Origin of the sequence: Streptomyces sp. RKAG293 (genome assembly GCF_023701745.1) — a bacterium.
Classification (GTDB): domain Bacteria; phylum Actinomycetota; class Actinomycetes; order Streptomycetales; family Streptomycetaceae; genus Actinacidiphila.
The window spans coordinates 2,614,398-2,640,832 of sequence record NZ_JAJOZB010000001.1 but is presented as its reverse complement, the minus strand read 5'-3'; the positions used below and the strand labels follow the sequence as shown (position 1 = coordinate 2,640,832).

Below are 26,435 nucleotides of genomic sequence, written 5' to 3'. Positions count from 1 at the left end.
CCCCCGCGGCGTACTCCCCTGAGTCCAGGGAGAACTGACGCCTCGTCGCAAACGCGGCTTATCATGGGAGGGCGTCCTACGGGGCCGGGTACACCACCTGCCACTGGACGGCACGTAAGGTCTCCGTAAACTGGGCGACCTCGCAGCACCATCACGCAGGGAGTTACGACCGTGGCAAGTGGCAACGCGATCCGTGGCAGTCGGGTCGGAGCGGGGCCGATGGGAGAGGCCGAGCGCGGCGAGTCCGCGCCACGCCTCCGCATCTCCTTCTGGTGCTCGAACGGGCACGAGACCCAGCCGAGTTTCGCCAGCGACGCGCAGATCCCGGAGACCTGGGACTGCCCGCGCTGTGGTTTCCCGGCAGGGCAGGACGAGGAGAACCCGCCGGCGCCGCCGCGGACCGAGCCGTACAAGACGCACCTGGCCTATGTGCGGGAGCGGCGCAGCGCGGCCGACGGCGAGGCGATCCTCGCCGAGGCCCTCGCGAAGCTCCGCGGCGAGATCTGAGCGATCTCCTCGCGTACGGCACGCGGATATCCCCCTTGTTCGCCGGGCGGGCCCGACCGTGGCCTCAGCCGTCGGCCGAGCTGGACCTTCCCAGCTCGGCCGACGACTGAGGCCGGGAGTCACCCGGCGAACGGGGGTATTTTTCTGCCCTCTGCCGACCGCCCTCCGCCCTCTGCCGCCTACGGCTGTGCCGGGTCAGCGGCGGCGGGCGCGGGCGGTGTGGCTGTCGGCGATGTGGGCGGTCAGCGCGACCGCCGCGGTGGCCCGCTCGTAGGTGAGCTGGGCGACCCGGGCCGACAGGCAGTCGATGATCAGCAGGACCGAGTGCCGGGTGCCGTAGCCGCCGCGCCGGAAGCTGGTCTCCGCCGAGGCCGAGGTGAGCCGGATGTCGGCGGCCTGGGCGATCGGTGAACGCGGGTCGCTGGTGACGGCCACCGTGGTCGCGCCGCGCTCCGCGGCCAGCCGCAGCGGGTCCAGGGCCTCGCGCGTCGTGCCGGAGTGCGAGATCGCCACGGCCACGTCGGAGGGCGTCAGCAGTGCCGCGGAGGTCTCCGCCGCGTGCACCTCGGTCCAGCCGCGGGCGGCGCAGCCGATGCCGAACAGCCGGGCCTCGGCCTCCCGGGCGGCGATCCCGGAGCCACCGACTCCGTACACATCGATCCGGCGGGCCTTGGCGAGCGCCTGGGCGGCCCGTTCCAGGCTCTCCCGGTCCAGTTTGTCGACGGTGTGCCGCAGGGCCCGCAGATCGGCCTGGGCGACCACCGCGACGACATGGTCGAGATCGTCGTCGGGGCCGATGTCCGGGCCCAGCACCGGACTGAGCGGCCCCTCGCCGTCGCCGCCCTGGCTGCGGCCCTGCTCCTGTGCCAGCTCGATCAGCAGATGCTGGTAGGAGTCCAGGCCCAGCGCATGGCAGAAACGCGTGACGGTGGCCTGTGACGTGCCCGTACGGCGGCCCAGTTCGGCCGCGGAGCCACGGGTGGCCGCCACCGGATCCGCCAGCACCAGCTCGCCCACCTTGCGCAAGGAATCGGACATGCGGGGGAGTTCGGAGCGGATCAGGGCGATGACCATGACGACTCGTCTCGGCTGGGGTCTTGTCGGTCAGTGAATCTATCAATCACCATGCGGTGTGATGAATGAAATTCACAACCGAAGCCATCGCGGTGACGACGGCCGCCGGCGCACTCCGGCCGGACGGTCGCTGGTGGTCGGCATCGACGCGGGCGGGACCCGGATCCGCGCCTATCTGGCCGAGGCGACGGCCGGGGCGACGGCCGGGGCGACGGTCGGGACCGGGCCGGCGGAGACCGACGGGGCCGGCCGCGCCGGCGGGGTGATCGGCGAGGGCGCCGGCGGTCCCGGCAACGCGATGAGCGTGCCGCGGCCGGAGCTGACCCGGCACCTGGCCGCCGCGCTCGGCGCCGCGGTCCCGGTGGAGCTGCGCGGTTCGGTGGCCGCCGTGCTGGGCGGCTTCGCGGGCGCCGCCCCGGACACCGGTCCCGACGCCGGCCACGACCTCGCCCTGTCCTGCCTCGGGGCGGCGCTCGCCGAGACCGGCATCGACGCCGCCAAGGTGGCGGTCCGCGGCGACATCGAGATCGCCTTCGCCTCCGCGCCGGGCATGCCCGCCGACGGACTGCTGCTCATCGCCGGGACCGGCGCCGCTTCGGCACGCATCACCGGACGCCGGCAGGAGCTGACGGTGGACGGTGACGGGTGGCTGCTCGGTGACGAGGGCGGTGGCTTCTGGCTGGGCCGGGAGGCCGTCAGGGCGGCGCTGCGGGCACTGACCGGGCGCGGGCCCTGGACCTCGCTGGTCGGCGCGGTGGCGGCGCACTACCTGGCGTCCGGCGGCGAAGCGGCGGGCCTCCCCGGGCCGGTGGCGGAGACGGACCGGCAGCGGCTGGGGGAGCTGCGGGATCTGATCGTGCCCCTGGTGTACGCGCAGCCGCCGGTGCGGCTGGCGGCACTGAGCCCGCTGGTCGTCGCCGCCGACCGGGCCGGCGACCAGGTGGCCGGGGAACTGCTCGACGCGGCGGCCGCTGAACTCGGCAGGACCGTCGCCGCGTTGCGTCCCGTGGCGGGCGAACCCCTGGTGGTCACCGGCGGTCTGCTGGCTCCGGCGGGGCCGTTGCTGGGCAGGCTGTCGCGGCGTGCGCTGGCGATGGGGCTGCGGGTCGTCCCGGTGCCGGACGGCGGTGCGGGCGCGGTGGCGCTGGCGAGGCTCTTGACGTGACCACGATAGTCGGCTCATTGTTTCAATGATTCGTCGGAGTGATGGTTAATTCAACCAAGGAGGGTCGGCCATGGCCGAACCACAGCTCAGCGCCGCCCAGTTCGCCGAGCACGGCCGCGCCGCCGTCGAGCGGGCCATCGGAGCCAACACCGACTCCGTCGCCGCCGCGGCCCGCCTCATCGCCGACAGCGTCGCCGCCAACGGTGTCGTCCACGCCTTCGGCACCGGTCACTCGCAGGCCACCGCGCTGGAGATCGCGGGCCGGGCCGGCGGTCTCGTCCCGACCAGCCGCATCGGCCTGTCCGATCTGGTGCTGCGCGGCGGCGAGGACCGCTCCGTGCTCGCCGACCCACTGCTGGAACGCTCCCCGGGCCTGGCCAAACGGCTCTACGAACTGGCCACCCCGCAGCCGCAGGACCTCTTCGTGATCATCTCCAACTCCGGTGTCAACAACTCCATCGTCGACATGGCCCTCCAGGTCAAGGAGTCCGGGCACCGGCTGATCGCCCTCACCTCCCTGGAGCACACCCACGCGGTGCCCGCGCTGCACAGCAGCGGAAAGCGGCTCGCCGACCTCGCCGACGCCGTACTCGACAACTGCGCGCCGGCCGGCGACGCGCTGCTGCCGATGCCGGACGGCGGCGCGCTGTGCGGGGTCTCCACCATCACCTCGGCGCTGCTCGTGCAGATGGTCGTCGCCGAGGCGGTCGGCATCCTGACCGCCGAGGGGCACGAACCGCCGGTCTACATCTCGGCCAACCTGCCCGGCGGATTCGAGCGCAACGCCGTTCTGGAGGCCCGCTACGAGGGCCGGCTGCACCGCGGCGGTTTCTGAACCGGCTATTCCCACCGGTTTTCCCACCGGCGCCACGGGCGTTGTCAGTGGCCGCCGTTACGGTGCCAGGACCGATCACATCCTGGCCCGAGGGGGAGCTTTGACCGCGAACGACAGCGATCTGCGGCCGGCCGTGGAGAGCGCCGTGCCGTCCTGGCGCGGCGGCTTCGGCCGGCTGTGGAGCGCCGCGGTGGTCTCGCGGCTGGGCGACGGACTGCGCACGGCCGCACTGCCGTTGCTCGCGGTCGGGCTCACCGGCTCCCCGCTGCTCGTCTCACTGGTCACGGCGGTCGGATTCCTGCCCTGGATCCTGTTCGGCCTGCTCGGCGGCGCGATCGCCGACCGGGTGGACCAGCGGCGCGCCATGTGGGCCGTCGACGCGGTGCGCTGCGCGCTGATGGCCTGCTTCGCGCTCGCCGTGTGGCTGGACGAGGTGAGCGTCGCCCTGCTGCTGGTGCTGGCGTTCGTCCTGACGACGCTGCAGACCCTCTTCGACAACGCCGCGACCGCGCTGCTGCCGACGGTCGTCCCCACCGCCGGCCTCGGCCGCGCCAACGCCAGGCTGATGACCGGGCAGACCATCGCCGGCACCTTCCTGGGCGCGCCCCTGGTGCCGCTGCTGATCGGCCTCTCCGCCGGGCTGCCGTTCGCGGTGGACGCGGCGACGTATCTGCTCGCCGCGGCGCTGGTCGCCTCCATACGGACGGCCCCACGCGAGCGCGCGCCGCGCCCGCCGGGCCGGACGTTGCGGCAGGACATCGCCGAGGGCATCCGGGTGCTGTGGCGGGACCGGGTCCTGCGGTCACTCTGCACGGCCAACACCGTCGTCAACATCGGGATGGGCGCGCTCATCGCCACCCTGGTCCTGCACGTCACCGGATGGCTGCACGCCGGGCACTCCGGCTACGCGGCGGTGCTCACCGCCTACGGCGCCGGCAGCGTGGCCGGCGGTCTGGCGGCCGGCCGGATCTCCGAACTCGTGGGCAGGACCAGAGCGCTGGTGGCCGGACTGGTGCTGCAGAGCTGCGCCCTGATCGTGCTCGGCACCGTACGGTCGCTGCCCGTCGCGGTCGTCGTGCTGGCGCTCTTCGGCGCCATGGGGATGCTGTGGAACGTCAACGAGGTCACCCTCATGCAGGAGCGGACGCCCGCCGCCCTGCTGGGCCGGGTCAGCGCCGCCAACCGCACCCTGTCCACCGCCGGGGCCCCGCTCGGCGCCCTGCTCGGCGGCGCGGTGGCGGCGGCGTGGGGACTGAACACCCCGGCGCTCGCCGCCGCCGCGCTCTTCGCCTGCGGGGTGATAGCGCTCCTACCGGCCGTCATCAATTAGTTTGGACCCATGTCCGACACCAATACGCACGGCCGTGCCCGGCTCGACCAGCTGCCCGAATGGCACGCCCTGGGCAAACACCGCGAAGAGCTGGGGGAGGTGCGGCTGCGCGAACTGTTCGACCAGGATCCGCAGCGCGCCGACCGGTACTCCCTGCAGGTCGGTGATCTGCACCTGGACTACTCCAAGCACCTGGTGACCGACGAGACCCTGCGGCTGCTGCGTGAGTTGGCGGCGTCGAGCGGCGTGGCCGAACTGCGCGACGCGATGTTCCGCGGCGAGCGGATCAACGTCACCGAGGACCGCGCGGTGCTGCACACCGCGCTGCGCGCACCGCGCTCCTCCGTCATCCAGGTCGACGGCCATGACGTCGTGCCCGCCGTCCACGCCGTCCTCAGCAAGATGTCCGTCTTCACCGACCGGATCCGCTCCGGCGAGTGGACCGGCCACACCGGCAAGCGCATCACCAACATCGTCAACATCGGCATCGGCGGCTCCGACCTGGGCCCGGCGATGGCGTACGAGGTGCTGCGCCCGTACGCCGACCGCGGGCTGACGCTCCGTTTCGTATCCAACGTCGACGGCGCGGACCTGCACGAGGCGGTGCGCGACCTGGACCCGGCCGAGACGCTCTTCATCATCGCCTCGAAGACGTTCACCACCATCGAGACCATCACCAACGCCACCTCCGCCCGCAACTGGCTGCTGACCGGCCTGAACGCCGACACCTCCGCCGTCGCCAAGCACTTCGTCGCGCTGTCCACGAACGCGGGGAAGGTCACCGAATTCGGCATCGACCCGGCGAACATGTTCGAGTTCTGGGACTGGGTCGGCGGCCGGTACTCCTTCGACTCGGCGATCGGCCTGTCGCTGATGCTCGCCATCGGCCCGGACCACTTCCGCGAGATGCTGGCCGGCTTCCATCTGGTGGACGAGCACTTCCGCTACGCCCCGCCGGAGGAGAACGTCCCGCTACTGCTCGGCCTGTTGGGCGTCTGGTACGGCGGCTTCCACGACGCGCAGTCGCACGCGGTCCTCCCGTACAGCCACTACCTGTCGCGGTTCACCGCGTACCTGCAGCAGCTGGACATGGAGTCCAACGGCAAGTCCGTGGACCGGCAGGGCAATCCGGTGGCGTGGCAGACCGGGCCGGTGGTCTGGGGCACCCCGGGCACCAACGGCCAGCACGCCTACTACCAGCTGCTGCACCAGGGCACCAAGGTCATCCCGGCGGACTTCATCGGCTTCGCCAACCCCATCGGCGAACTCGGCCCGCTCGCCGGCCAGCACGACCTGCTGATGGCCAACTTCTTCGCGCAGACCCAGGCGCTGGCCTTCGGCAAGACGCCGGAGGAGGTCGCCGCGGAGGGCGTGCCCGCCGAACTGGTGCCGCACAAGACGTTCCGCGGCAACCACCCGACGACCACCATCCTGGCCACCGAGCTCAGCCCGTCGGTGCTCGGCCAGCTGATCGCGCTCTACGAGCACAAGGTGTTCGTCCAGGGCGCGGTGTGGAACATCGACTCCTTCGACCAGTGGGGAGTCGAGCTGGGCAAGGTGCTCGCCAAGCGGATCGAGCCCGCGCTCAGCGAGGGGGCGGCCATTCCGGGCCTGGACGGGTCCACGGCGGCGCTGGTCCGGCGCTACCGGGAGCTGCGCGGCCGCTGAACGGCCGCTGAAGCTGAACGGCCGCCGGCCGGGCCGATGTTCCAGCCCGGCCGGCGGCCGATCACCACACCCGAACGACCGCTACGCCGAAGCCGGCGGGTACAGCTGCGGTGGCAGCTTCGCCGCGGCGGTCCGGTCCAGCAGCCACAGCGTGCGGCGGCGGCCGCGTGCGCCGGCCGCCGGCGCCTGGATCTCGCCCGCGCCGGACAACGCCATCGCGACCGCGTTGGCCTTGTCCGCACCGGCCGCGAGCAGCCACACCTCGCGCGCCGAGCGGATCGCCGGAAGGGTCAGCGAGATCCGGGTCGGCGGCGGCTTGGGCGCTCCGTGCACCCCCACCACCGTCCGCTCCGTCTCCCGCACCGCGGGGTGCTCGGGGAAGAGCGACGCGACATGGGTGTCGGGGCCGACCCCCAGCATCAGCACGTCGAACGTCGGCACCGGGCCGTGGTCCTCCGGCCCGGAGGCCTTGGCGAGCTCGGCCGCGTAGCCGGCCGCCGCGGCGTCGACGTCACGGCCGTGGGCGCCGTCGGACGCGGGCATGGCGTGCACCCGCGCCGGATCGACCGGCACCGCGTCGAGCAGGATCTCCCGGGCCTGGGTGACATTGCGCTCGGGATCACCCTCCCGTTCGAACCGCTCGTCGCCCCACCACAGGTCCAGCCGCGCCCAGTCCACCGCGTCCCGTGCGGGGGACCCGGCCAGGGCGGCGAGCAGCGCGTTGCCGTTGCGCCCGCCCGTCAGGACCACCGAGGCGGAGCCGCGGGCGGCCTGGGCGTCCACGATCTTCGTGATCAGCCGGGCCGCCGCGGCCTGCGCCATCAGTTCCTTGTCGCGGTGGACGACGACCTGCGGGGTGCTCATCAGGAGCTCGTCCCCTTGCCCGTCGCCGCCTTCTTCGCCGGCACGGTCTTCTTGGCGGGAGCCTTGGCCGCTGACTTGGCCGCGGCGGTCCCGGCCTGCTTGGCGCCCTTGGCCGGGGTGATCACCTCGATCGCCTCGACCGGTTCCTCCGAGTCCTTCGGACCGGAGTCGGTCAGCCGGCCGACACCGAACTTCACCGTCGACCGGTAGATGTCGTCCGGGTCCAGCCGCCGCAGCTCCTCGGCGATCAGTTCGGAGGTCTCGCGGCGCTTGAGCGCCACATGACGGTCCGGCTGCCCCGGCATGGCCAGCTCGGCCAGCAGGCCGTCGGCCCGGTCCAGCCGGATCTCGCCGTCGGCGGTGACCAGTTGGACGCCGGTGATACCGGGCCCGTCCGAGACCTTGCGCTCCACCGAGACCTTCAGCCGGTCGGCGAGCCACAGCGCGAGCAGTTCGGTGCTCGGGTTGTAGGCCTCGCCCTCCACCGTCGCGGAGACGATCCTGGAGTGCTTCTGGTCCAGGGCCGCGGCCAGCATGCTGCGCCACGGCGTGATCCGGGTCCAGGCCAGGTCGGTGTCGCCGGGCGCGTACGCCTCGGCGCGCTCACCGAGGGCGAGCACCGGGTCCTCGGCAGCGGCGGCGTCGGTGATCCGGCGCTGCGCGAGCCGTCCCAGCGGGTCCTCGGCGGGCTTGTCGGGCGACTCCTCGGGCCACCACACCACGACCGGGGCGTCCGGCAGCAGCAGCGGCAGCACCACGGACTCGGCGTGGTTGGCGAGTTCGCCGTGCATCCGCAGCACGACGGTCTCTCCGGTGCCCGAGTCGGAGCCGACCAGCACCTCGGCGTCCAGCCGCGCCATCGCGCGGTCGCGCGGTGAGCGGCCGGGCCGCTTGATGACGGCCAGGATCCGGGACGGGTGCTCCCGTGACGCGTCGCTGGCCGCCTTGAGGGCGTCGTAGGCGCTGCCCTCGTCGGTGACGATGACCAGGGTGAGCACCATGCCGACGGCCGGGGTGCCGATGGCGCGGCGGGCCTCGATGAGCCCGGCGTTGATGCGGGACGACGTGGTGTCCGTCAGATCGATCCTCATGGCCGGCGCCAGCTCCTACCGTCTCGTGCGAGCATCTCGTCCGCCTCCGCCGGCCCCCAGGTTCCCGAGGCGTACTGGGCGGGCTTGCCGTGCGTGTCCCAGTACTTCTCGATCGGGTCGAGGATGTTCCAGGACAGCTCGACCTCCTGGTGGCGGGGGAAGAGGTTGGCATCGCCGAGCAGCACATCGAGGATGAGCCGCTCGTACGCCTCGGGGCTGGACTCGGTGAAGGACTCGCCGTAGGCGAAGTCCATCGTCACGTCCCGGACCTCCATCGAGGTGCCGGGCACCTTCGAACCGAAGCGCACCGTCACGCCCTCGTCCGGCTGCACCCGGATGACCAGGGCGTTCTGCCCCAGTTCCTCGGTGGATCCGGCCTCGAAGGGCAGATACGGGGCCCGCTTGAAGACCACCGCGATCTCGGTGACCCGGCGGCCGAGCCGCTTGCCGGTGCGCAGGTAGAAGGGGACTCCGGCCCAGCGGCGGTTGTTGATCTCCAGCTTGACCGCCGCGAAGGTGTCGGTCTTCGACTTGGGGTCGATGCCGTCTTCCTCCAGGTACCCCACGACCTCCTCGCCGCCCTGCCAGGCGTGCGCGTACTGGCCGCGTACCGTGTGCGCGCCCAGGTCCTTGGGCAGCTCCACGGCGCCGAGCACCTTGAGCTTCTCGGCGACCAGCGCCTTCGGGTGGAAGGAGCCGGGCTCCTCCATCGCGGTCAGCGCGAGCAGCTGCAGCAGGTGGTTCTGGATGACGTCACGGGCCGCGCCGATGCCGTCGTAGTACCCGGCCCGGCCGCCGATGCCGATGTCCTCGGCCATCGTGATCTGGACATGGTCGACGTACGACCGGTTCCAGATCGGCTCGAACATCGTGTTGGCGAAGCGCAGCGCCAGGATGTTCTGGACGGTCTCCTTGCCCAGGTAGTGGTCGATCCTGAAGACCTCGTTGGGCGGGAAGACGTCGTGCACCAGCTGGTTGAGCTCCTGGGCGCTCTCCAGGTTGTGGCCGAACGGCTTCTCGATGACCGCGCGCCGCCAGGAGTCGCCCTGCCCCTCGGACAGGCCGTGCTTCTTGAGCTGCTGCACGACGTTGGGGAAGAACTTCGGCGGTACGGAGAGGTAGAAGGCGAAGTTGCCGCCGGTGCCGCGCGCCTTGTCGAGCTCGTCGATCGTCGACTTCAGCTTCTCGAAGGCGGTGTCGTCGTCGAACTCGCCCTGCACGAAGCGGCAGCCCTCGGCGAGCTGCTGCCAGACCTCCTCGCGGAAGGGGGTGCGGGCGTGCTCCTTGACCGCGTCATGGACCTCCTGGGCGAAGTCCTCGTCCTCCCAGCTCCTGCGGGCGAAGCCGATGAGCGCGAAGCCCGGTGGCAGCAGACCGCGGTTGGCGAGGTCGTACACGGCAGGCATCAACTTTTTACGGGACAAATCGCCCGTGACGCCGAAAATGACCAGGCCGGACGGCCCCGCGATACGCGGGAGCCGCCGGTCCTGAGCGTCACGCAGCGGATTGCTGCTGGTCAACTCATGCCTCCACGGGCGTCAGACGCTTGAGTACCGCCGAAGTGGACTCCAGCAGCTCGTTCCAGGAGGCCTCGAACTTCTCGACGCCCTCGTCCTCGAGCAACTGCACCACGTCGTCGTACGAGATACCGAGGGCCGCCAGCGCGTCGAGCTCGGCCTGGGCCTGCTCGTACGTGCCGCGGATGGTGTCGCCGGTGACCTCGCCGTGGTCGGCGGTGGCCTCCATGGTGGCTTCCGGCATGGTGTTGACGGTGTTCGGGGCGACCAGCTCGGTCACGTAGAGCGTGTCCGGGTAGGCCGGGTCCTTGACACCGGTCGAGGCCCACAGCGGACGCTGCTTGTTCGCGCCCGACTTCTCCAGCGCGTTCCAGCGGTCCGAGCTGAAGACCTCCTCGTACGCCTGGTAGGCGAGCCGGGCGTTGGCCAGTGCGGCCTTGCCCTTGAGGGCCTTCGCCTCGTCGCCGCCGAGCTTGTCGAGGCGCTTGTCGATCTCGCTGTCGACCCGCGAGACGAAGAAGGACGCGACCGAGTGGATCTTCGCGAGCTCCAGGCCGGCGGCCTTGGCCTTCTCCAGCCCCGCCAGGTAGGCGTCCATGACCTCGCGGTAGCGGGCCAGCGAGAAGATCAGCGTCACGTTCACGCTGATGCCCCGGCCGATGACCTCGGTGATCGCCGGCAGGCCGGCCTTGGTCGCCGGGATCTTGATGAGGGTGTTCGGCCGGTCGACGAGCCAGGCGAGCTGCTTGGCCTCGGCGATGGTGGCCGCGGTGCTGTGCGCCAGCCGCGGGTCCACCTCGATGGAGACCCGGCCGTCCTGGCCCTCGGTGCGGTCGAAGACCGGCCGCAGGATGTCGGCGGCGTCGCGGACGTCCGCCGTGGTGACCATCCGGATGGCTTCCTCGACCGTGACCTTGCGGACCGCGAGATCGGTGAGCTGGCTCTCGTAACCCTCGCCGCCGACGATCGCCTTCTGGAAGATCGACGGGTTGGTGGTGACGCCCACGACGTGCTGCTGGTCGATCAGCTCGGCCAGGTTCCCGGACGTGATCCGCTTGCGGGACAGGTCGTCCAGCCAGATCGCGACGCCTTCGTCGGAGAGGCGCTTGAGTGCGTCTGTCATGGAAATTACATCTCCTACTGGTCGGGTGCGGGGCGTCAGCGGGTGACCGCGTCGACGGCGTCGATGGACTGCCGGGCGGCGTTGGCGACGGCGTCGGCGGTGAAGCCGAACTCACGGAAGAGGATCTTGGCATCGGCCGAGGCACCGAAGTGCTCCAGGCTGATGATCCGGCCCTGGGCGCCGATGTAGCGGTGCCACGTCAGGCCGATACCGGCCTCGACGGCGACCCGGGCGTGGACGTCCGGGAGCAGCACGCTGTCGCGGTACGCCATGTCCTGCTCCTCGAACCACTCGACGGACGGCATCGAGACGACCCGCGTCGGGATCCCGTCGGCCTGCAGTGCGTCGCGGGCCTCGACGGCCAGCTGCACCTCGGAGCCGGTGGCGATGAGGATGACCTGCGGACGGCCGCCCTCGGAGTCGAACAGCACGTAGCCGCCCTTGGCCGCGTGCTCGTTCGGCGCGTACGTGGGCACACCCTGGCGGGTGAGCGCCAGGCCGTGCGGAGCGGGCTTGGAGTCGTGGCGCTTGAGGATCTCGCGCCAGACGATCGCCGTTTCGTTGGCGTCGGCCGGACGGACGATGTTCAGGCCCGGGATCGCGCGCAGCACGGCCAGGTGCTCGACCGGCTGGTGCGTCGGGCCGTCCTCGCCGAGGCCGACGGAGTCGTGCGTCCACACGTACGTGACGGGCAGCTGCATGAGCGCGGCCAGTCGCACGGCGGGGCGCATGTAGTCGGAGAACACCAGGAAGGTGCCGCCGTAGATGCGGGTGTTGCCGTGCAGCGCGATGCCGTTCATCGTCGAGCCCATGGCGTGCTCACGGATGCCGTAGTGCACCGTGCGGCCGTACGGGTCGGCGCCCGGCAGCGGGTTGCCCACCGGAAGGAAGGACGAGCCGCTGTCGATCGTGGTGTTGTTGGAGCCCGCGAGGTCGGCCGAGCCGCCCCACAGCTCCGGTACGACCGCGCCGAGCGCCTGCAGGACCTTGCCGGAGGCGGCGCGGGTCGCGAGGCTCTTGCCGGTCTCGAAGGACGGCAGCGCCTTCTCCCAGCCGTCGGGCAGCTCGCCCGCGGCGATCCGGTCGAAATCGGCCGAGCGCTCCGGGTTGGCGTCCCGCCACTCCTGGAACCGCTTGTTCCACACGGCGTGCGCCTCGCGGCCGCGGTCGGCCACCTCGCGGGCGTGCTTCAGCACCGCGTCGTCGACCTCGAAGGTCTTCGCCGGGTCGAAGCCCAGCACCTTCTTGGTCGCGGCGACCTCCGCGTCACCCAGCGCCGAGCCGTGCGCGGCCTCGGTGTTCTGCGCGTGCGGGGCCGGCCAGGCGATGATCGAGCGGGCCGCGATGAACGACGGCCGCGAGGTCTCGGCCTGGGCCGCCTTCAGCGCCTTGTACAGGCCCTTCGGGTCCAGGTCGCCGTCGGGCAGCTGCTCGACGCGCTGGACGTGCCAGCCGTACGCCTCGTAGCGCTTGAGGGTGTCCTCGCTGACGGCCGTCTCGGTGTCGCCCTCGATGGAGATGTGGTTGTCGTCCCACAGCAGCACGAGGTTGCCGAGCTTCTGGTGCCCGGCGAGCGAGGACGCCTCGGCGGAGATGCCCTCCTGCAGGCAGCCGTCGCCGGCGATGACCCAGATGGTGTGGTCGAACGGGGAGGTGCCCGCCGCCGCGTCCGGGTCGAACAGGCCGCGCTCGTAGCGGGCCGCCATGGCCATGCCGACGCCGTTGGCGATGCCCTGGCCGAGCGGACCGGTCGTGGTCTCCACGCCGACCGTGTGGCCGTGCTCCGGGTGGCCGGGGGTCTTGCTGCCCCAGGTGCGGAACGCCTTCAGATCGTCCAGCTCCAGGCCGTACCCGGACAGGTAGAGCTGGGTGTAGAGCGTCAGGCTGGAGTGACCGGCCGAGAGGACGAAGCGGTCACGGCCGGTCCAGTCGGGATCCGACGGATCGTGCCGCATCAGCTTCTGGAACAGCAGGTACGCGGCGGGCGCGAGGCTCATGGCCGTGCCGGGATGGCCGTTGCCGACCTTCTGCACGGAATCCATGGCCAGGACACGAGCGGTATCAACGGCCCGCTTGTCCAGATCGGTCCACTCAAGGTCTGTGGTGGTCGGCTTGCTGCTCACCCTGGTTCAGGGCTCCTCTCCACATGTCGAAATGCCGGTGACGTGGCGCCTACCCGGCGTTGTCGAGCCTACCGCCGCAGGCGCGTGCACCTTTTCGAGCGTTCGACCCTCGGGACGACGGCCGGACCGCTGCTCGGGGCAGCGTTCCCGGCGGCACTCCCGGCAACCAGGACCCTGGCACGGCCATTCCCGGCATGCCGGGATACTGACAGCCTGCCCCGGCCCGGCCGCGTTCGCCTCCTGAACACCCGGCGAAGGACGGGCGGCAACACGGGTCACCCCCCGGGGCAGGCGGAGTATTCCGTACGTCTACAGTGGCGTGGTACGCGCAAGGACTTACCGGACCTTCACGTCCGGGACCGGGACTTGCTGGACTTAATCCTCTCCAGGGGTGTTTGTGACGGCCGTCGAATCCCGACCCGCAGGGGTCATCGGGACGAGCTCCGGACAGCGGCCGTTCGCGGCTCGTGTCATGGCGTTCGTGGCGCTGACCAAGCCACGCATCATCGAACTGCTGCTCATCACGACCGTTCCGGTGATGTTCCTGGCGGCGGGTGGCGTCCCCGATCTGTGGCTGGTGCTGACGACCGTCGTGGGCGGTTATCTGTCGGCGGGCGGTGCCAACGCGCTCAACATGTACATCGACCGCGACATCGACGCCCTGATGCACCGCACCGAGCAGCGTCCGCTGGTCACCGGCATGGTGTCGCCGCGCGAGGGGCTGATCTTCGGCATCACGCTCTCGGTGGTCTCCACCGTCTGGTTCGCGGTCCTGGTCAACACGCTCTCGGCGGCGCTGTCGCTGACGGCCATCCTCTTCTATGTCTTCGTGTACACGCTCGGCCTCAAGCGCCGCACCGCGCAGAACATCGTGTGGGGCGGCATCGCGGGCTGCATGCCGGTGTTCATCGGCTGGTCCGCGGTCACGAACTCCGTCTCGTGGGCCGCGCTGGTCCTCTTCCTGGTGATCTTCCTGTGGACGCCGCCGCACTACTGGCCGCTGTCGATGAAGGTCAAGGACGACTACGAGCGGGTGGGCGTGCCGATGCTGCCGGTCGTGGCCGGCAACCTGGTGGTCGCGCGGCAGATCGTCATCTACAGCTGGGCCATGGTGATCGTCTCGCTGGCCCTGTGGTGGCCGCTGGGCGAGACCTCCTGGCTGTACCCGGTGGCCGCGGTGCTGCTCGGCGCGATGTGGCTCAAGGAGGCGCACGGCCTGTACAGCCGGGCGAAGGCCGGGGTCAGCGGCGCGAAGCTCAAGGAGATGCGGCTGTTCCACTGGTCCATCACCTATCTGTCGCTGCTCTTCGTCGTCGTGGCCGTGGATCCTTTCCTTCACTGATTACCGACGGGTAGCATCTGCCTCATGGCTGAGACCGCGCAGAACACCGTGGAAGAGACTCCGAAGGCGGACCCGCGCGCCGAGCGCCGCACCGCCAGGCTGGCGAAGCAGATCGGTGCCTTCGCCAAGAGCCACGGCGGCGGCGCCGAGGCGAACATCGCCTACATCGGTGAGATCGGCGCCCGGATCGTCCTCGTCGGCGAGAACGGCGAATGGGGCGACCTGGTGGCCCCGACGTACGCCATGGCCGTCGCGGCCGTCGAGCGCGCCGGAGTCACCGTGCACGAGGACTTCGACGGCGAATTCGCCGCCAAGGTGCGCACCGGCCCGTACGAGTGGTCGCGGATGGCCGGAATCCAGATCGGCGGTCCCAGCAACACCTGACGCCCCGCCCGCCCGTTAGGGACCATGGGAAACGGTCCCGGCCGGCGGTGCGAGGAGTCAGTGATGCTGGAGCTGCCACCTTTGGTGGACGCGCACTGCCACGGGGTCGTCCCCGGGGAGCTGGGCCTCGGCTCGTTCGAGGCGCTCCTCACGGGGGCCGCCGCGCCCGGCACCACGCTCTTCGACAGTCCCGCAGGCTTCGCCGTCCGCCGCTGGTGCCCGCCCCTGCTGGGCCTGGAACCGCACTGCACCCCCGCGCACTACCTGGCGGGGCGCCGGGAGCTGGGCGCGTACGAGGCCACCCGGCTGCTGCTGCGCGGCACCGGGATCGGCGGCTATCTGGTGGACGCCGCGGTGGGAGCCGGAGCCCGGGACGGCGCCGCTGGTCCGGGGTCCGCCGCACTGCCCGCCGACCTCACCTCGCCCAAGGAACTGGGCGCGGCGGCCGCCGCCGCGGCGTACGAGATCGTCCGGCTGGAACCGCTGGCGCAGCAGGTCGCCGACACCTCGGGGACCGCGGGTGCGTTCCTCACCAATGTCGCCGAGGCGGTGCACGGAGCGGCACGGACGGCCGTCGCGTTCTCGGTGTCCGACACCTGTCCGCCCGGATTCCCGGCCGGGCCGCCCGACGCCGGCCTGGTACGGCGCGCGGCCGGCGCCTGGCTGGCGGGACGTACGGCCGGTGAACCGCTCGACGACCCGGTGCTGCTGCGCCATCTGGTGTGGAACGCCGTCGCGACCGGCCTGCCGCTGCAGATCCGCGGCCCGGCGGGCGCCGACCCGCTGCGGCTCACCGGGTTTCTGCGCGCCACCGCGGGTCTCGGCACCGATGTGGTGCTCTTACGGAGCTTCCCGAACCACCGGCCGGCCGCCCGGCTGGCGGCCGCGTTCGCGCACGTCCACACGGACATCGGCTCCGCGCCGGCGGCGCCGGCCCTGGCCGAGACACTGGAACTGGCGCCCTTCGGCAAGGTGCTCTTCTCGACCGGGGCGTACGCGCTGCCCGAGCTGTACGTGACCGGGGCCCGGTTCTTCCGCGAGGCGCTGGAGCGGCTGGTCACCGACCGGGTGGCCGTCGGGGCCTGGACGCCGTCCGACGCGCGGCGCGTCGCGGGCATGATCGCCGCAGGGAACGCGCGGCGGGTCTACGGGCTGGAGCGGCGCGCGGACCGCGCCGGGTCAGGCCGTGGACGCGAGCGCTGACCCGGACTGCGCCGGGCCCGGGATGCCGGGCTGTACCGACGGGCGTTCGCGCATCGACAGCACGACCCGCAGCACCCCGATCCAGATCAGCGCCGAACCGAGCATGTGCAGCCCGACCAGCACCTCCGGCAGGTGCGTGAAGTACTGCACATAGCCGATGACGCCCTGCGCCATCAGTACGACGAACAGGTCCCGGGTACGGGCCTTCGGCCCGGCCGGCGCGTCCACGGCGCGCAGCACGAACCACAGCGCGAGCGTGAGGGCCACCACGACCCAGGCGAGATCGGCGTGCAGCTGCGCGACGGTCTTCCAGTCGAGGTCGATCCGGTGCACCTTGGACGAGGCGCCGGGGTGCGGGCCCGCACCGCTCACGATCGTGCCGGCCGCGATCAGCGCCGCGCTCGCGGCGGTCAGCACCCAGGCCAGCTGCTGTACCGGCTTGCCGACCAGCGGGCGGGGCTCCGCATCGCCCTCACGGGCCCGCTGCCACATCAGGACCGCGACGGTGATGAGCGCGGTGCTGAGCAGGAAGTGGGTGGAGACGATGTACGGGTTGAGCTTGGTCAGCACGGTCAGGCCGCCCCACACCGCGTTGCCCATCACCACCCAGAACTGCGCCCAGCCCAGCCGGGTCAGGCTGCGCCGGTGCGGTTTCGCGCAGCGGGCGGCCACGATCGCCCAGCCGACGGCCGCGCTGAGCACGTACGTCAGCAGGCGGTTGGTGACTTCGATCGTGTGATTGATGCCCATCGCACGGGTGCCCAGCAGGCTGTCCCCGTTGCAGGTGGGCCAGGTCGGGCAGCCCAGCCCCGAACCGGTCAGCCGCACCGCGCCACCGGTGGCCACGATGACCACCGACATCACCAGGGCGGCCAGCGTCGCCCGGCGGACCGTCACGGCGGACGGAGTCCAGCGCTGGTCGAGATAGGCGAGCGGATTACGGGCGACTTCGGGCAACTTCGGCACGCGCCCATCGTAAGCGGCGGCTTGTGCAACTTTTCACGAGGGGGTCGGGAGGCGCCGGGCACACTTAACATCGAGCGGAGGATCCGCGACTGGGGGAAATATGACAACCGACAAGAGCGGTTCGGTCAACCGGCGGAGAATGCTCTACGGGGGTGCCGCGGTGGTCGCGGGAGCGGGCATCGCGGGATACGCGAGCGGCGAGTGGAACGCCCCCGCGGCGGCGTCGGAGAACTCCGACCATCCCGGTGTGGCGGACGTCATGGCGGACTTCGGGGCCAAGGGCGACGGCAGGACGGACGACAGCGCGGCCTTCGCCGCCGCGTACGCCTACGCCGAGTCGCGGATCTCGAACGGTGTGGGGCACACCGTGATCGACGTGCCGCCGGGGGTGTACCTGATCACGAAGCCGGGTGCGCTGCTCGCCGGCGACAAGGCGGACAAGCGCGCGAGCGGCCTGCGGTTCCGCGGCGGCGGGATGCGGATCAGCGAGATCGTCTTCGCGCCGAAGTCGCCCAAGGACGCCTACCTGTGCCGCAACAACAACATGTGGAGCAACATCTCGTTCGAGGGCCTGCGCTTCACCTCGGGCACGCCCGGCGCCTCGTTCTTCTCCTCGTACTCCACCGGCTGGGCCCAGAACTACCGCTTCTCCGAATGCGAGTGGATGGGGGAGTGGGAGTACGGCCTCGCCCTGGACGGCAGCAACAACAACTCGGAGATGCGCTGGGAGGCCTGCCGGGTGGGCGGCGCCTACCGCAAGGCGTTCCTGTACTCCGGGCTCTCCCAGCGGTCGGAGAAGCGCGAGCAGCAGGACCAGTTCCTCAACTACTGGTTCACCGACATGACGGTCACCTACGAGTGGGGCAACTTCCTGGAGTTCCCCTACGGCGGCTCGATCACCTGCCGCAGCGGCAGCTACATCATCACCGGCCGCCGCCCCACGCCCCACCCGGAGTACGGGTTCGAGAGCGCCTTCTTCCGCTTCCCGCGCGCCTCGCACTTCGACTCCGTGCAGCGCTTCCACGCCGAGGACATCCGCTTCGAGATACGCGACCCCTCGGTCGTGGTCATCGACTGCGAGTGGAGCAGCGGCACGGTGCACTTCAACGACTGCGACGACACGTCCCAGTCGTACAAGCAGTACTCCGACGGCCTCACCGCGCACCGCTACAACATCGGCGCGAGCGGCCCGCTGGTGCGGTACGACATGTGCCAGCTCTCCGGGGCCCACCAGTACCGGCCCGCCGCGGGTGCGCAGCTGCCGACCAGCGTCCGTTACGACATGTGCCGGATCGTCGACCACCCGGCCGACGCGTTCGTCGCCGCGGGCTCGCACGACAAGAAGTTCGCCCGCTTCGTCGATTGCATCATGCCGGGCTGAACGGGCTCCGGACGGGGGCGGCGCCCCGGACGGGGGCGGCGCCGGCCCCCGTCACTCCCACTTGAAGAAGCGCGCCGCCGCGCCGAGCCCCACGACCGCCCAGGCCAGCAGGATCGCGAGATTGCCCCAGGGCATGCCCGCGCCGTCCCGCAGCACGTCCCGCAGCCCGTCGGACAGGGCGGAGACCGGCAGCAGCGCCAGCACGTCCTGCGCCGGGCCGGGGAACTTGTCCAGCGGCACGATGATCCCGCCGCCGACCAGCAGCAGCAGGAAGACGAGGTTCGCGGCGGCGAGCGTCGCCTCCGCCTTGAGCGTGCCGGCCATCAGCAGGCCGAGCCCGGAGAAGGCGGCGGTGCCCAGCACGAGCAGCAGCACCACGAAGAGCGGGTTTCCGTGCGGCGACCAGCCCAGCGCGAACGCGATCGCCGTCAGCAGCACGATCTGCAGCACCTCGGTGACCAGCACCGAGCCGGTCTTCGCGGTCATCAGCGCCCAGCGCGGCAGCGGCGAGGCGCCGAGCCGCTTCAGCACGCCGTAGCGGCGCTCGAAGCCGGTCGCGATGGCCTGGCCGGTGAACGCGGTGGACAGCACGGCGAGCGCCAGGATGCCGGGAGCCAGGAAGTCGACGGCCTTGCCGGTACCCGTGTCGACGATCGAGACGGCGCTGAACAGGACGAGCAGCAGGGCCGGGATCACGACGGTCAGCAGCAGCTGCTCACCGTTGCGCAGCAGCATCTTCGTCTCGAACGCCGTCTGCGCGCCGATCATGCGGGACAGCGGCGCCGCGCCCGGGTCGGGAACGAATGTTCCGCCCGCTCCGGATGCCGTGTCCGCTGCCGTGTTCTCTGCCGTCGTCACGCCCGCAGCTCCTTGCCGGTCAGATCGAGGAAAACGTCCTCAAGGGTGCGGCGCTCGACCGCCAGCCGGTCCGGCATGACGCCGTGCTGCGCGCACCAGGAGGTGACGGTGGCGAGCAGCTGGGGATCGACGGCGCCCTCGATCCGGTAGCTGCCCTGCGTCAGCTCGGCCGCCGCGGTGCCGTCCGGCAGCGCCTTGAGCAGCGAGACGAGGTCGAGGCCGGGGCGGCCGGTGAAGCGCAGGGTGTTCTCGGCGCCGCCCCGGCACAGCTCCTCGGGCGTGCCGTGGGCGATGGACCGGCCGTGGTCGATGATCACGACCTGGTCGGCGAGCTGTTCCGCCTCGTCCATGAAGTGGGTGGTGAGGACGACGGTCACCCCGTCGGCGCGCAGCTCTCGTACGAGGTCCCAGGTGGCGCGGCGGGCCTGCGGGTCGAGGCCGGCGGTGGGCTCGTCGAGGAAGACCAGTTCCGGCCGGCCGACGACGGCCATGGCGAGCGCGAGCCGCTGCTGCTGCCCGCCGGACAGCCGGCGGTACGGGGTGCGGCCGCAGGACTCCAGGCCGAGCCGCTCGATGAGCAGCGCGGGATCCACCGGGCGGGCGTGCAGCGCGGCGGTGTGCCGCAGCATCTCCTCGGCGCGCGCCCCGGGGTACACACCCCCGGACTGCAGCATCACTCCGATGCGCGGCCGCAGCGCGGCGCCCTGGGTGGCCGGGTCGAGGCCCAGCACCCGGACGCTCCCGGCGTCGGCGCGCCGGTAGCCCTCACAGGTTTCGACGGTGGTGGTCTTGCCCGCGCCGTTCGGCCCGAGCACGGCGGTCACCGAGCCGGCCGGCACCGTCAGGTCCAGACCGTCCACCGCGGACTTGTCTCCGTACCGCTTGACCAGGCCGGCGATCTCGACCGCCGGTGACTGACTGGTGCTGCCGCTTCGCATGCCTGTGAGTCTAAGGAGCGCCGGTCGGTGCCCAGAACCCGCCCGGGGCGGGACGCCCGGCGGCCGGACGGAAAGCGCGGAGAAAAGATCTTGATTCAGCAATTCCGCAGGTCAACTTAGGTTTACCTAAGTGACGAACTCCACCGGGAGTGGAATCCGGCATGGGTTGCCGGGGCCTGATGAATTACGCAACAATGAAGTTGTGAAAAACGTCGGCGCGGCCCAGGAGGAGCAGACGACCGGGGAGCGGAGTACCCGCAACCGGGTCGCCCGGTCGATCCTGGACCACGGTCCTTCGACCACCGCCGACCTGGCGGAGCGGCTGGGCCTCACCCAGGCCGCCGTCCGCCGCCATCTGGACCACCTCGTCGCGGAGAACATCGTCGAGCCGCGTGAGCAGCGGGTCTACGGGGCACGCACCCGAGGACGCCCCGCCAAGGTCTTCTCGCTCACCGACTGCGGGCGCGACGCCTTCGACCAGGCCTACGACCAGATCGCGGCCGACGCGCTGCGCTGGATCGCGCAGTCCGCCGGTGGCGGGGAGCTGGGCGATGCCGCGGTCACCGCGTTCGCCCGGGCCCGGGTCGCCAAGCAGGCGGACCGCTACCGTGCCGCCGTCGACGCGGCGGACCCCGCCCAGCGCACCCAGGCGCTCGCCAAGGCCTTGAGTGAGGACGGGTACGCTGCTACCACCCGCAGTGCGTCGGCCGTCTCCGGCGCGCGGGAGCCCGCCGGCGAGCAGCTGTGCCAGCACCACTGCCCGGTGGCGCACATCGCCGAGGAGTTCCCGCAGCTGTGCGAGGCGGAGGCCGAGGTCTTCTCCCACGTGCTGGGAACCCACGTCCAGCGGCTGGCCACCATCGCCCACGGCGACGGCGTCTGCACGACGTACATCCCGCAGCACCCGCAACACCAGCAGAGACAGCAGGCCGGTACCGCAGTGAATACCGATACCGCAGTGAACAACGCATCCGCCAGTACGGCCGGGAGGAACCCCGCATGACTGCTCCCACGGAGACCACGCACCCGGAACTCGATGGGCTGGGCACGTACGAGTTCGGCTGGTCCGACTCGGACGACGCCGGCACCAACGCCCGGCGTGGAATCAACGAGGATGTCGTGCGCGACATCTCCGCGAAGAAATCCGAGCCGGAGTGGATGCTGAAGCTGCGGCTCAAGGGTCTGAAACTGTTCGGCAAGAAGCCCATGCCGACCTGGGGCTCGGACCTCAGCGGCATTGATTTCGACAACATCAAGTATTTCGTGCGCTCCACCGAGAAGCAGGCCGCTTCCTGGGAGGATCTGCCCGAGGACATCAAGAACACCTATGACCGGCTGGGCATCCCGGAGGCCGAGAAGCAGCGTCTCGTCGCCGGTGTCGCCGCCCAGTACGAGTCCGAGGTCGTCTACCACCAGATCCGTGAGGACCTGGAGGAGCAGGGCGTCATCTTCCTCGACACCGACACGGCGCTGAAGCAGTACCCGGAGATGTTCCAGGAGTACTTCGGCACCGTCATCCCGGTGGGCGACAACAAGTTCGCCTCGCTGAACTCGGCCGTGTGGTCCGGCGGATCGTTCATCTACGTCCCCAAGGGCGTCCACGTCGACATCCCGCTGCAGGCCTACTTCCGTATCAACACGGAGAACATGGGCCAGTTCGAGCGGACGCTGATCATCGTCGACGAGGACGCCTACGTCCACTACGTCGAGGGCTGCACCGCGCCGATCTACTCCTCGGACTCGCTGCACAGCGCCGTGGTCGAGATCATCGTGAAGAAGGGCGGCCGCTGCCGCTACACGACCATCCAGAACTGGTCGAACAACGTCTACAACCTGGTCACCAAGCGCGCGGTCGCCTACGAGGGCGCCACGATGGAGTGGGTCGACGGCAACATCGGCTCCAAGGTGACCATGAAGTACCCGGCCGTCTACCTGATGGGCGAGCACGCCAAGGGCGAGACCCTGTCCATCGCCTTCGCGGGCGAGGGCCAGCACCAGGACGCCGGCGCGAAGATGGTGCACATGGCGCCGAACACGTCGTCCAACATCGTCTCCAAGTCCGTGGCGCGCGGCGGCGGCCGTACCTCCTACCGCGGTCTCATCGAGATCGGCGAGGGCGCGGCCGGAGCCAAGTCCAACGTGCTCTGTGACGCCCTGCTCGTCGACACGATCTCCCGCTCGGACACGTACCCGTACGTGGACGTCCGTGAGGACGATGTCTCCATGGGCCACGAGGCGACCGTCTCCAAGGTCTCCGACGACCAGCTCTTCTACCTGATGAGCCGCGGTATGACGGAGTTCGAGGCGATGGCGATGATCGTGCGCGGCTTCGTCGAGCCGATCGCGCGTGAGCTGCCGATGGAGTACGCGCTGGAGCTGAACCGCCTGATCGAGCTGCAGATGGAAGGCTCCGTCGGCTAGTACGACGTCCCCGTCCGGGTGCGCCCGCGCACCCGGACGGACCGACGGCCTGCCCACCGGCGACGCGACGACGTTCCTCCAGAAAGAGAGCAGTACGACAAGCCATGGCTGACAACATCCCTGCCGGCAGCACCACCGAAGGTGCCATCACGGTGGGTCACCCCGCCGATGCCCGGGTCAGCGCCGCGCCGTCCTACGACGTGGCCGACTTCCCGGTGCCGCACGGTCGCGAGGAGGAGTGGCGTTTCACTCCCCTGGAGCGGCTGCGCGGCCTGCACGACGGCACCGCGAAGGCGAACGGCGGCCTCCGGGTCGACGTGACCGCCCCCGAGGGCGTCACCGTCGAGACGGTGGACCGCACCGACGCCCGCGTCGGCAAGGCCGGCAAGCCCGCGGACCGGGTCGTGGCCCAGGCGTTCAGCTCCTTCGAGAAGGCCTCGGTCGTCTCGATCCCCAAGGACCTCGTGCTCACCGAGCCGGTCCGGATCGCCGTGCACGGCGAGGGCGGCACCGCCTACGGCCACCAGATCATCGAGATCGGTGCCTTCGCCGAGGCCGTCGTGGTCATCGACCACACCGGTGACGCCACGCTCGCCGCCAACGTCGAGTACCTGATCGGCGACGGCGCCAAGCTCACCGTCGTCTCGGTCCAGGACTGGGACGACAGCGCGGTGCACGTCGCCCAGCACACCGCGCTGGTCGGCCGCGACGCCCGGTTCAAGTCCGTGATCGTCACCTTCGGCGGCGACCTGGTCCGGCTGCACCCGCGGGTCGTCTACGGCGCCCCGGGCGGCGACGCCGAGCTGTTCGGCCTGTACTTCACCGACGAGGGCCAGCACCAGGAGCACCGGCTCTTCATCGACCACGACACGCCGCACTGCCGCAGCAACGTCACGTACAAGGGCGCGCTGCAGGGCAAGGACGCGCACGCGATCTGGATCGGCGACGTCCTCATCCGCGCCGCCGCCGAGGGCACCGACACCTACGAGCTCAACCGCAACCTGATCCTCACGGACGGCGCGCGGGTCGACTCGGTCCCGAACCTGGAGATCGAGACCGGCGAGATCGCCGGTGCCGGCCACGCCTCCGCGACCGGCCGCTTCGACGACGAGCAGCTCTTCTACCTCATGTCCCGCGGCATCCCGACGATCGAGGCCCGCCGGCTGGTCGTGCGCGGCTTCTTCGGCGAGCTGGTCCAGCAGATCGGTCTGCCCGACCTCGAAGAGCGCCTGATGGCGAAGATCGACGCGGAGCTGGAGGCGTCCGTCTGATGACCACGGCTCAAGGTGCCCAAGGTTTCGTCGTCGCCTGCTCGCTGAGCGAGCTGGAGGACGACACGCCCAAGCGCGTCGAAATCGACAGCACACCGGTATCCCTGGTGCGCACCGCGGGCGAGGTGTTCGCGATCAACGACATCTGCTCGCACGCGAACGTCTCCCTCTCGGAGGGCGAGGTCGAGGACTGTCAGATCGAGTGCTGGCTGCACGGCTCCAGCTTCGACCTGCGCACCGGCAAGCCGTCCGGGCTGCCGGCCACGCGGCCCGTACCCGTATACCCCGTAAAGATCATCGGCGACGACGTGCTCGTCTCCGTCACCCAGGAGTCCTGAGGCACCCATGGCAACGCTTGAGATCCACGACCTGCACGTCTCCGTCGAGGCCGAGAACGGCCCCCGCGAGATCCTCCGCGGCGTCGACCTGACCGTGAAGCAGGGCGAGACGCACGCCATCATGGGCCCCAACGGCTCCGGCAAGTCGACCCTGGCCTACTCGGTGGCCGGCCACCCGAAGTACACGATCACCAGCGGCACCGTCACGCTCGACGGCGAGGACATCCTCGCGATGACCGTCGACGAGCGCGCCCGCGCCGGCCTGTTCCTCGCCATGCAGTACCCGGTCGAGGTCCCCGGAGTCTCGGTCTCCAACTTCCTGCGCACCTCGGCCACCGCGATCCGCGGCGAAGCTCCCAAGCTCCGCACCTGGGTCAAGGAGGTCAAGTCCGCGATGGAGCAGCTCCAGATGGACCCGGCCTTCGCCGAGCGCAACGTCAACGAGGGCTTCTCCGGCGGTGAGAAGAAGCGCCACGAGATCCTTCAGCTGGAGCTTCTCAAGCCGAAGATCGCGATCCTCGACGAGACGGACTCCGGTCTGGACGTCGACGCGCTGCGCCAGGTCTCCGAGGGCGTCAACCGCGTCCGCGAGACCGGCGAGGTCGGCACGCTGCTGATCACCCACTACACCCGCATCCTGCGCTACATCAAGCCCGACTTCGTTCACGTCTTCTCGAACGGCCGCATCGCCGAGTCCGGCGGCGCCGAGCTGGCCGACAAGCTGGAGAACGAGGGCTACGAGGCATACAGCACGAAGGGCGGCGCTTCCGCGTGACACCACTGCATGGCCTCCTCGACACCGAGGCGATCCGCAAGGACTTCCCGATCCTGGACCGCATGGTCCACGACGGCAAGAAGATCGTGTACCTGGACAACGCTGCGACCTCGCAGAAGCCGCGCCAGGTGCTCGACGCGCTGAACGCGTACTACGAGCAGCACAACGCCAACGTCCACCGTGGCGTGCATGTGCTCGCCGAGGAGGCCACGGCGCTCTACGAAGGCGCGCGCGACAAGGTCGCCGCGTTCATCAACGCGCCGAGCCGTGACGAGGTGATCTTCACCAAGAACGCCTCGGAGTCACTCAACCTCGTGGCGAACATGCTGGGCTGGGCCGACGAGCCCTACCGGGTGGACCGCGAGACCGAGATAGTGATCACGGAGATGGAGCACCACTCCAACATCGTTCCGTGGCAGCTGCTCTCGCAGCGCACCGGCGCGAAGCTGAAGTGGTTCGGGCTGACCGACGACGGCCGGCTCGACCTCTCCAACATCGACCAGGTGATCACCGAGAAGACGAAGATCGTCTCGTTCACCCTGGTCTCCAACATCATGGGCACCATCAACCCGGTCGACGCGATCGTCCGGCGTGCCCAGGACGTCGGCGCGCTGGTCCTCATCGACGCCTCGCAGGCCGCGCCGCACATGCCGCTCGACGTGCAGGCGCTCGGCGCCGACTTCGTGGCCTTCACCGGCCACAAGATGTGCGGCCCGACCGGCATCGGCGTGCTGTGGGGCCGCCAGGAGCTGCTCGAGGACCTGCCGCCGTTCCTCGGCGGCGGCGAGATGATCGAAACCGTCTCGATGCAGTCCTCCACGTACGCCCCGGCGCCGCACAAGTTCGAGGCGGGTACGCCCCCGATCGCCCAGGCCGTCGGCCTCGGCGCGGCCGTGGACTACCTCAACGCCATCGGCATGGACAAGATCTGGGCCCATGAGCACGCCATCACCGAATACGCGGTGCAGCGCCTGCTGGAGGTCCCGGACCTGCGGATCATCGGTCCGACGACGGCCGAGGACCGGGGCGCCGCGATCTCCTTCGTGCTGGGGGACATCCACCCGCACGATGTGGGCCAGGTACTGGACGAACAGGGCATCGCGGTCCGCGTCGGACACCACTGCGCACGCCCGGTCTGCCTGCGCTACGGAATTCCGGCGACCACGCGGGCGTCGTTCTATCTGTACTCCACCCCCGCGGAGGTCGACGCCCTCGTCGAGGGACTGGAGCACGTACGGAACTTCTTCGGGTGAGGGCTGAC

General features: G+C 70.6%; 24 protein-coding genes. 15 read left to right on the top strand and 9 right to left on the bottom strand.

Translation table 11 applies throughout. The features are described 5' to 3' along the window. The first annotated feature begins 171 nt into the window (after positions 1-171). Complete coding sequence (locus LNW72_RS11640; protein ID WP_073497103.1) at positions 172-507, top strand: RNA polymerase-binding protein RbpA; 336 nt, start codon at positions 172-174, stop codon at positions 505-507. A 195-nt stretch (positions 508-702) separates the two neighbouring features. On the opposite strand, the gene LNW72_RS11635 is transcribed toward LNW72_RS11640, so the two are convergent. Continuing rightward, complete coding sequence (locus tag LNW72_RS11635; RefSeq protein ID WP_138356333.1) at positions 703-1,581, bottom strand: MurR/RpiR family transcriptional regulator; 879 nt, start codon at positions 1,579-1,581, stop codon at positions 703-705. A 61-nt stretch (positions 1,582-1,642) separates the two neighbouring features. On the opposite strand from LNW72_RS11635, the gene LNW72_RS11630 reads away from it, so the two are divergent. From LNW72_RS11630 to pgi, 4 genes are all read left to right on the top strand, one after another. Continuing rightward, on the top strand, positions 1,643-2,746 hold the full coding sequence (locus LNW72_RS11630; protein ID WP_250975331.1) for a BadF/BadG/BcrA/BcrD ATPase family protein: 1,104 nt from the start codon (positions 1,643-1,645) through the stop codon (positions 2,744-2,746). Between the two features lie 70 nt (positions 2,747-2,816). After that, entirely contained in the window at positions 2,817-3,581 is a 765-nt protein-coding gene (locus LNW72_RS11625) for an SIS domain-containing protein (protein WP_250975330.1), read from the top strand. A 100-nt stretch (positions 3,582-3,681) separates the two neighbouring features. Next, positions 3,682-4,911 (top strand): MFS transporter, encoded by a 1,230-nt coding sequence (locus LNW72_RS11620; RefSeq protein ID WP_250975329.1) that lies wholly within the window; start codon positions 3,682-3,684, stop codon positions 4,909-4,911. 9 nt (positions 4,912-4,920) lie between these two features. Beyond that, entirely contained in the window at positions 4,921-6,579 is a 1,659-nt protein-coding gene (pgi, locus tag LNW72_RS11615; RefSeq protein WP_250975328.1) for a glucose-6-phosphate isomerase, read from the top strand. A gap of 81 nt (positions 6,580-6,660) precedes the next feature. Here pgi and pgl read toward each other — a convergent pair whose 3' ends face one another. Genes pgl through tkt form a run of 5 tightly spaced genes read right to left on the bottom strand, consistent with a single transcriptional unit; the run spans position 6,661 to position 13,297 of the window. Then, positions 6,661-7,443, bottom strand: coding sequence for a 6-phosphogluconolactonase (pgl, locus tag LNW72_RS11610; RefSeq protein ID WP_250975327.1), 783 nt, complete (start codon positions 7,441-7,443; stop codon positions 6,661-6,663). After that, complete coding sequence (opcA, locus tag LNW72_RS11605; RefSeq protein WP_250975326.1) at positions 7,443-8,534, bottom strand: glucose-6-phosphate dehydrogenase assembly protein OpcA; 1,092 nt, start codon at positions 8,532-8,534, stop codon at positions 7,443-7,445. The genes pgl and opcA overlap by 1 nt, the downstream gene beginning before the upstream one ends. Continuing rightward, positions 8,531-10,054 (bottom strand): glucose-6-phosphate dehydrogenase, encoded by a 1,524-nt coding sequence (gene zwf, locus LNW72_RS11600; RefSeq protein WP_250975325.1) that lies wholly within the window; start codon positions 10,052-10,054, stop codon positions 8,531-8,533. Before zwf ends, opcA begins: the two co-directional genes overlap by 4 nt. A 1-nt stretch (position 10,055) precedes the next feature. Then, complete coding sequence (tal, locus tag LNW72_RS11595; RefSeq protein WP_250975324.1) at positions 10,056-11,174, bottom strand: transaldolase; 1,119 nt, start codon at positions 11,172-11,174, stop codon at positions 10,056-10,058. A gap of 35 nt (positions 11,175-11,209) precedes the next feature. After that, complete coding sequence (gene tkt, locus LNW72_RS11590) at positions 11,210-13,297, bottom strand: transketolase (protein ID WP_250975323.1); 2,088 nt, start codon at positions 13,295-13,297, stop codon at positions 11,210-11,212. A gap of 397 nt (positions 13,298-13,694) precedes the next feature. Here tkt and LNW72_RS11585 point away from each other — a divergent pair, with 397 nt between their 5' ends. The 3 genes from LNW72_RS11585 to LNW72_RS11575 all read left to right on the top strand — a co-directional run bounded on the left by LNW72_RS11585 (position 13,695) and on the right by LNW72_RS11575 (position 16,226). Beyond that, entirely contained in the window at positions 13,695-14,639 is a 945-nt protein-coding gene (locus LNW72_RS11585; RefSeq protein WP_250975322.1) for a heme o synthase, read from the top strand. Positions 14,640-14,663: 24 nt separating this feature from the next. Next, positions 14,664-15,023: a hypothetical protein gene (locus LNW72_RS11580; protein ID WP_138356343.1), complete on the top strand. Its 360-nt coding sequence runs from the start codon at positions 14,664-14,666 to the stop codon at positions 15,021-15,023. A gap of 63 nt (positions 15,024-15,086) precedes the next feature. Then, complete coding sequence (locus tag LNW72_RS11575; protein ID WP_250975321.1) at positions 15,087-16,226, top strand: amidohydrolase; 1,140 nt, start codon at positions 15,087-15,089, stop codon at positions 16,224-16,226. Here LNW72_RS11575 and LNW72_RS11570 read toward each other — a convergent pair. Continuing rightward, positions 16,203-17,192: a COX15/CtaA family protein gene (locus tag LNW72_RS11570; protein ID WP_250975320.1), complete on the bottom strand. Its 990-nt coding sequence runs from the start codon at positions 17,190-17,192 to the stop codon at positions 16,203-16,205. The two genes, LNW72_RS11575 and LNW72_RS11570, sit on opposite strands and share 24 nt — an antisense overlap. 100 nt (positions 17,193-17,292) lie before the next feature. Here LNW72_RS11570 and LNW72_RS11565 point away from each other — a divergent pair, with 100 nt between their 5' ends. Continuing rightward, positions 17,293-18,573 carry a glycoside hydrolase family 55 protein gene (locus tag LNW72_RS11565; RefSeq protein WP_250975319.1) on the top strand — a complete coding sequence of 427 codons (1,281 nt, stop codon included), beginning with the start codon at positions 17,293-17,295 and terminating at the stop codon, positions 18,571-18,573. A 51-nt stretch (positions 18,574-18,624) separates the two neighbouring features. Here LNW72_RS11565 and LNW72_RS11560 read toward each other — a convergent pair whose 3' ends face one another. Next, a complete protein-coding gene (locus LNW72_RS11560) occupies positions 18,625-19,341 on the bottom strand; it encodes an ABC transporter permease (RefSeq protein ID WP_250980110.1) in 717 nt (238 codons plus the stop codon). Positions 19,342-19,427: 86 nt separating this feature from the next. Beyond that, entirely contained in the window at positions 19,428-20,369 is a 942-nt protein-coding gene (locus LNW72_RS11555) for an ABC transporter ATP-binding protein (RefSeq protein WP_250975318.1), read from the bottom strand. A gap of 202 nt (positions 20,370-20,571) precedes the next feature. Between LNW72_RS11555 and LNW72_RS11550 the strand changes: the two genes are divergently transcribed. From LNW72_RS11550 to LNW72_RS11525, 6 genes are all read left to right on the top strand, one after another. Then, a complete protein-coding gene (locus tag LNW72_RS11550) occupies positions 20,572-21,372 on the top strand; it encodes a MarR family transcriptional regulator (RefSeq protein ID WP_250975317.1) in 801 nt (266 codons plus the stop codon). Beyond that, a complete protein-coding gene (sufB, locus tag LNW72_RS11545) occupies positions 21,369-22,790 on the top strand; it encodes a Fe-S cluster assembly protein SufB (protein WP_250975316.1) in 1,422 nt (473 codons plus the stop codon). The genes LNW72_RS11550 and sufB overlap by 4 nt, the downstream gene beginning before the upstream one ends. 104 nt (positions 22,791-22,894) lie before the next feature. Then, positions 22,895-24,061 carry a Fe-S cluster assembly protein SufD gene (sufD, locus tag LNW72_RS11540; protein ID WP_250975315.1) on the top strand — a complete coding sequence of 389 codons (1,167 nt, stop codon included), beginning with the start codon at positions 22,895-22,897 and terminating at the stop codon, positions 24,059-24,061. Beyond that, a complete protein-coding gene (locus LNW72_RS11535; RefSeq protein WP_250975314.1) occupies positions 24,061-24,399 on the top strand; it encodes a non-heme iron oxygenase ferredoxin subunit in 339 nt (112 codons plus the stop codon). The genes sufD and LNW72_RS11535 overlap by 1 nt, the downstream gene beginning before the upstream one ends. A 7-nt stretch (positions 24,400-24,406) precedes the next feature. Continuing rightward, a complete protein-coding gene (sufC, locus tag LNW72_RS11530) occupies positions 24,407-25,174 on the top strand; it encodes a Fe-S cluster assembly ATPase SufC (RefSeq protein WP_138356351.1) in 768 nt (255 codons plus the stop codon). Continuing rightward, positions 25,171-26,427, top strand: a complete 1,257-nt coding sequence (locus LNW72_RS11525) for a cysteine desulfurase (RefSeq protein ID WP_250975313.1) — start codon at positions 25,171-25,173, stop codon at positions 26,425-26,427. The genes sufC and LNW72_RS11525 overlap by 4 nt, the downstream gene beginning before the upstream one ends. Positions 26,428-26,435 lie beyond the last annotated feature (8 nt).

Bases quoted from the DNA above. Each gene is read 5' to 3' on its own strand.
- LNW72_RS11635 (WP_138356333.1), bottom strand. From the start codon at position 1,581: ATGGTCATCGCCCTGATCCGCTCCGAACTCCCCCGCATGTCCGATTCC.
- LNW72_RS11630 (WP_250975331.1), top strand. From the start codon at position 1,643: ATGAATGAAATTCACAACCGAAGCCATCGCGGTGACGACGGCCGCCGG.
- LNW72_RS11625 (WP_250975330.1), top strand. From the start codon at position 2,817: ATGGCCGAACCACAGCTCAGCGCCGCCCAGTTCGCCGAGCACGGCCGC.
- pgi (WP_250975328.1), top strand. From the start codon at position 4,921: ATGTCCGACACCAATACGCACGGCCGTGCCCGGCTCGACCAGCTGCCC.
- pgl (WP_250975327.1), bottom strand. From the start codon at position 7,443: ATGAGCACCCCGCAGGTCGTCGTCCACCGCGACAAGGAACTGATGGCG.
- opcA (WP_250975326.1), bottom strand. From the start codon at position 8,534: ATGAGGATCGATCTGACGGACACCACGTCGTCCCGCATCAACGCCGGG.
- tal (WP_250975324.1), bottom strand. From the start codon at position 11,174: ATGACAGACGCACTCAAGCGCCTCTCCGACGAAGGCGTCGCGATCTGG.
- LNW72_RS11580 (WP_138356343.1), top strand. From the start codon at position 14,664: ATGGCTGAGACCGCGCAGAACACCGTGGAAGAGACTCCGAAGGCGGAC.
- LNW72_RS11575 (WP_250975321.1), top strand. From the start codon at position 15,087: ATGCTGGAGCTGCCACCTTTGGTGGACGCGCACTGCCACGGGGTCGTC.
- LNW72_RS11565 (WP_250975319.1), top strand. From the start codon at position 17,293: ATGACAACCGACAAGAGCGGTTCGGTCAACCGGCGGAGAATGCTCTAC.
- LNW72_RS11560 (WP_250980110.1), bottom strand. From the start codon at position 19,341: ATGATCGGCGCGCAGACGGCGTTCGAGACGAAGATGCTGCTGCGCAAC.
- LNW72_RS11555 (WP_250975318.1), bottom strand. From the start codon at position 20,369: ATGCGAAGCGGCAGCACCAGTCAGTCACCGGCGGTCGAGATCGCCGGC.
- sufB (WP_250975316.1), top strand. From the start codon at position 21,369: ATGACTGCTCCCACGGAGACCACGCACCCGGAACTCGATGGGCTGGGC.
- sufD (WP_250975315.1), top strand. From the start codon at position 22,895: ATGGCTGACAACATCCCTGCCGGCAGCACCACCGAAGGTGCCATCACG.
- LNW72_RS11535 (WP_250975314.1), top strand. From the start codon at position 24,061: ATGACCACGGCTCAAGGTGCCCAAGGTTTCGTCGTCGCCTGCTCGCTG.
- sufC (WP_138356351.1), top strand. From the start codon at position 24,407: ATGGCAACGCTTGAGATCCACGACCTGCACGTCTCCGTCGAGGCCGAG.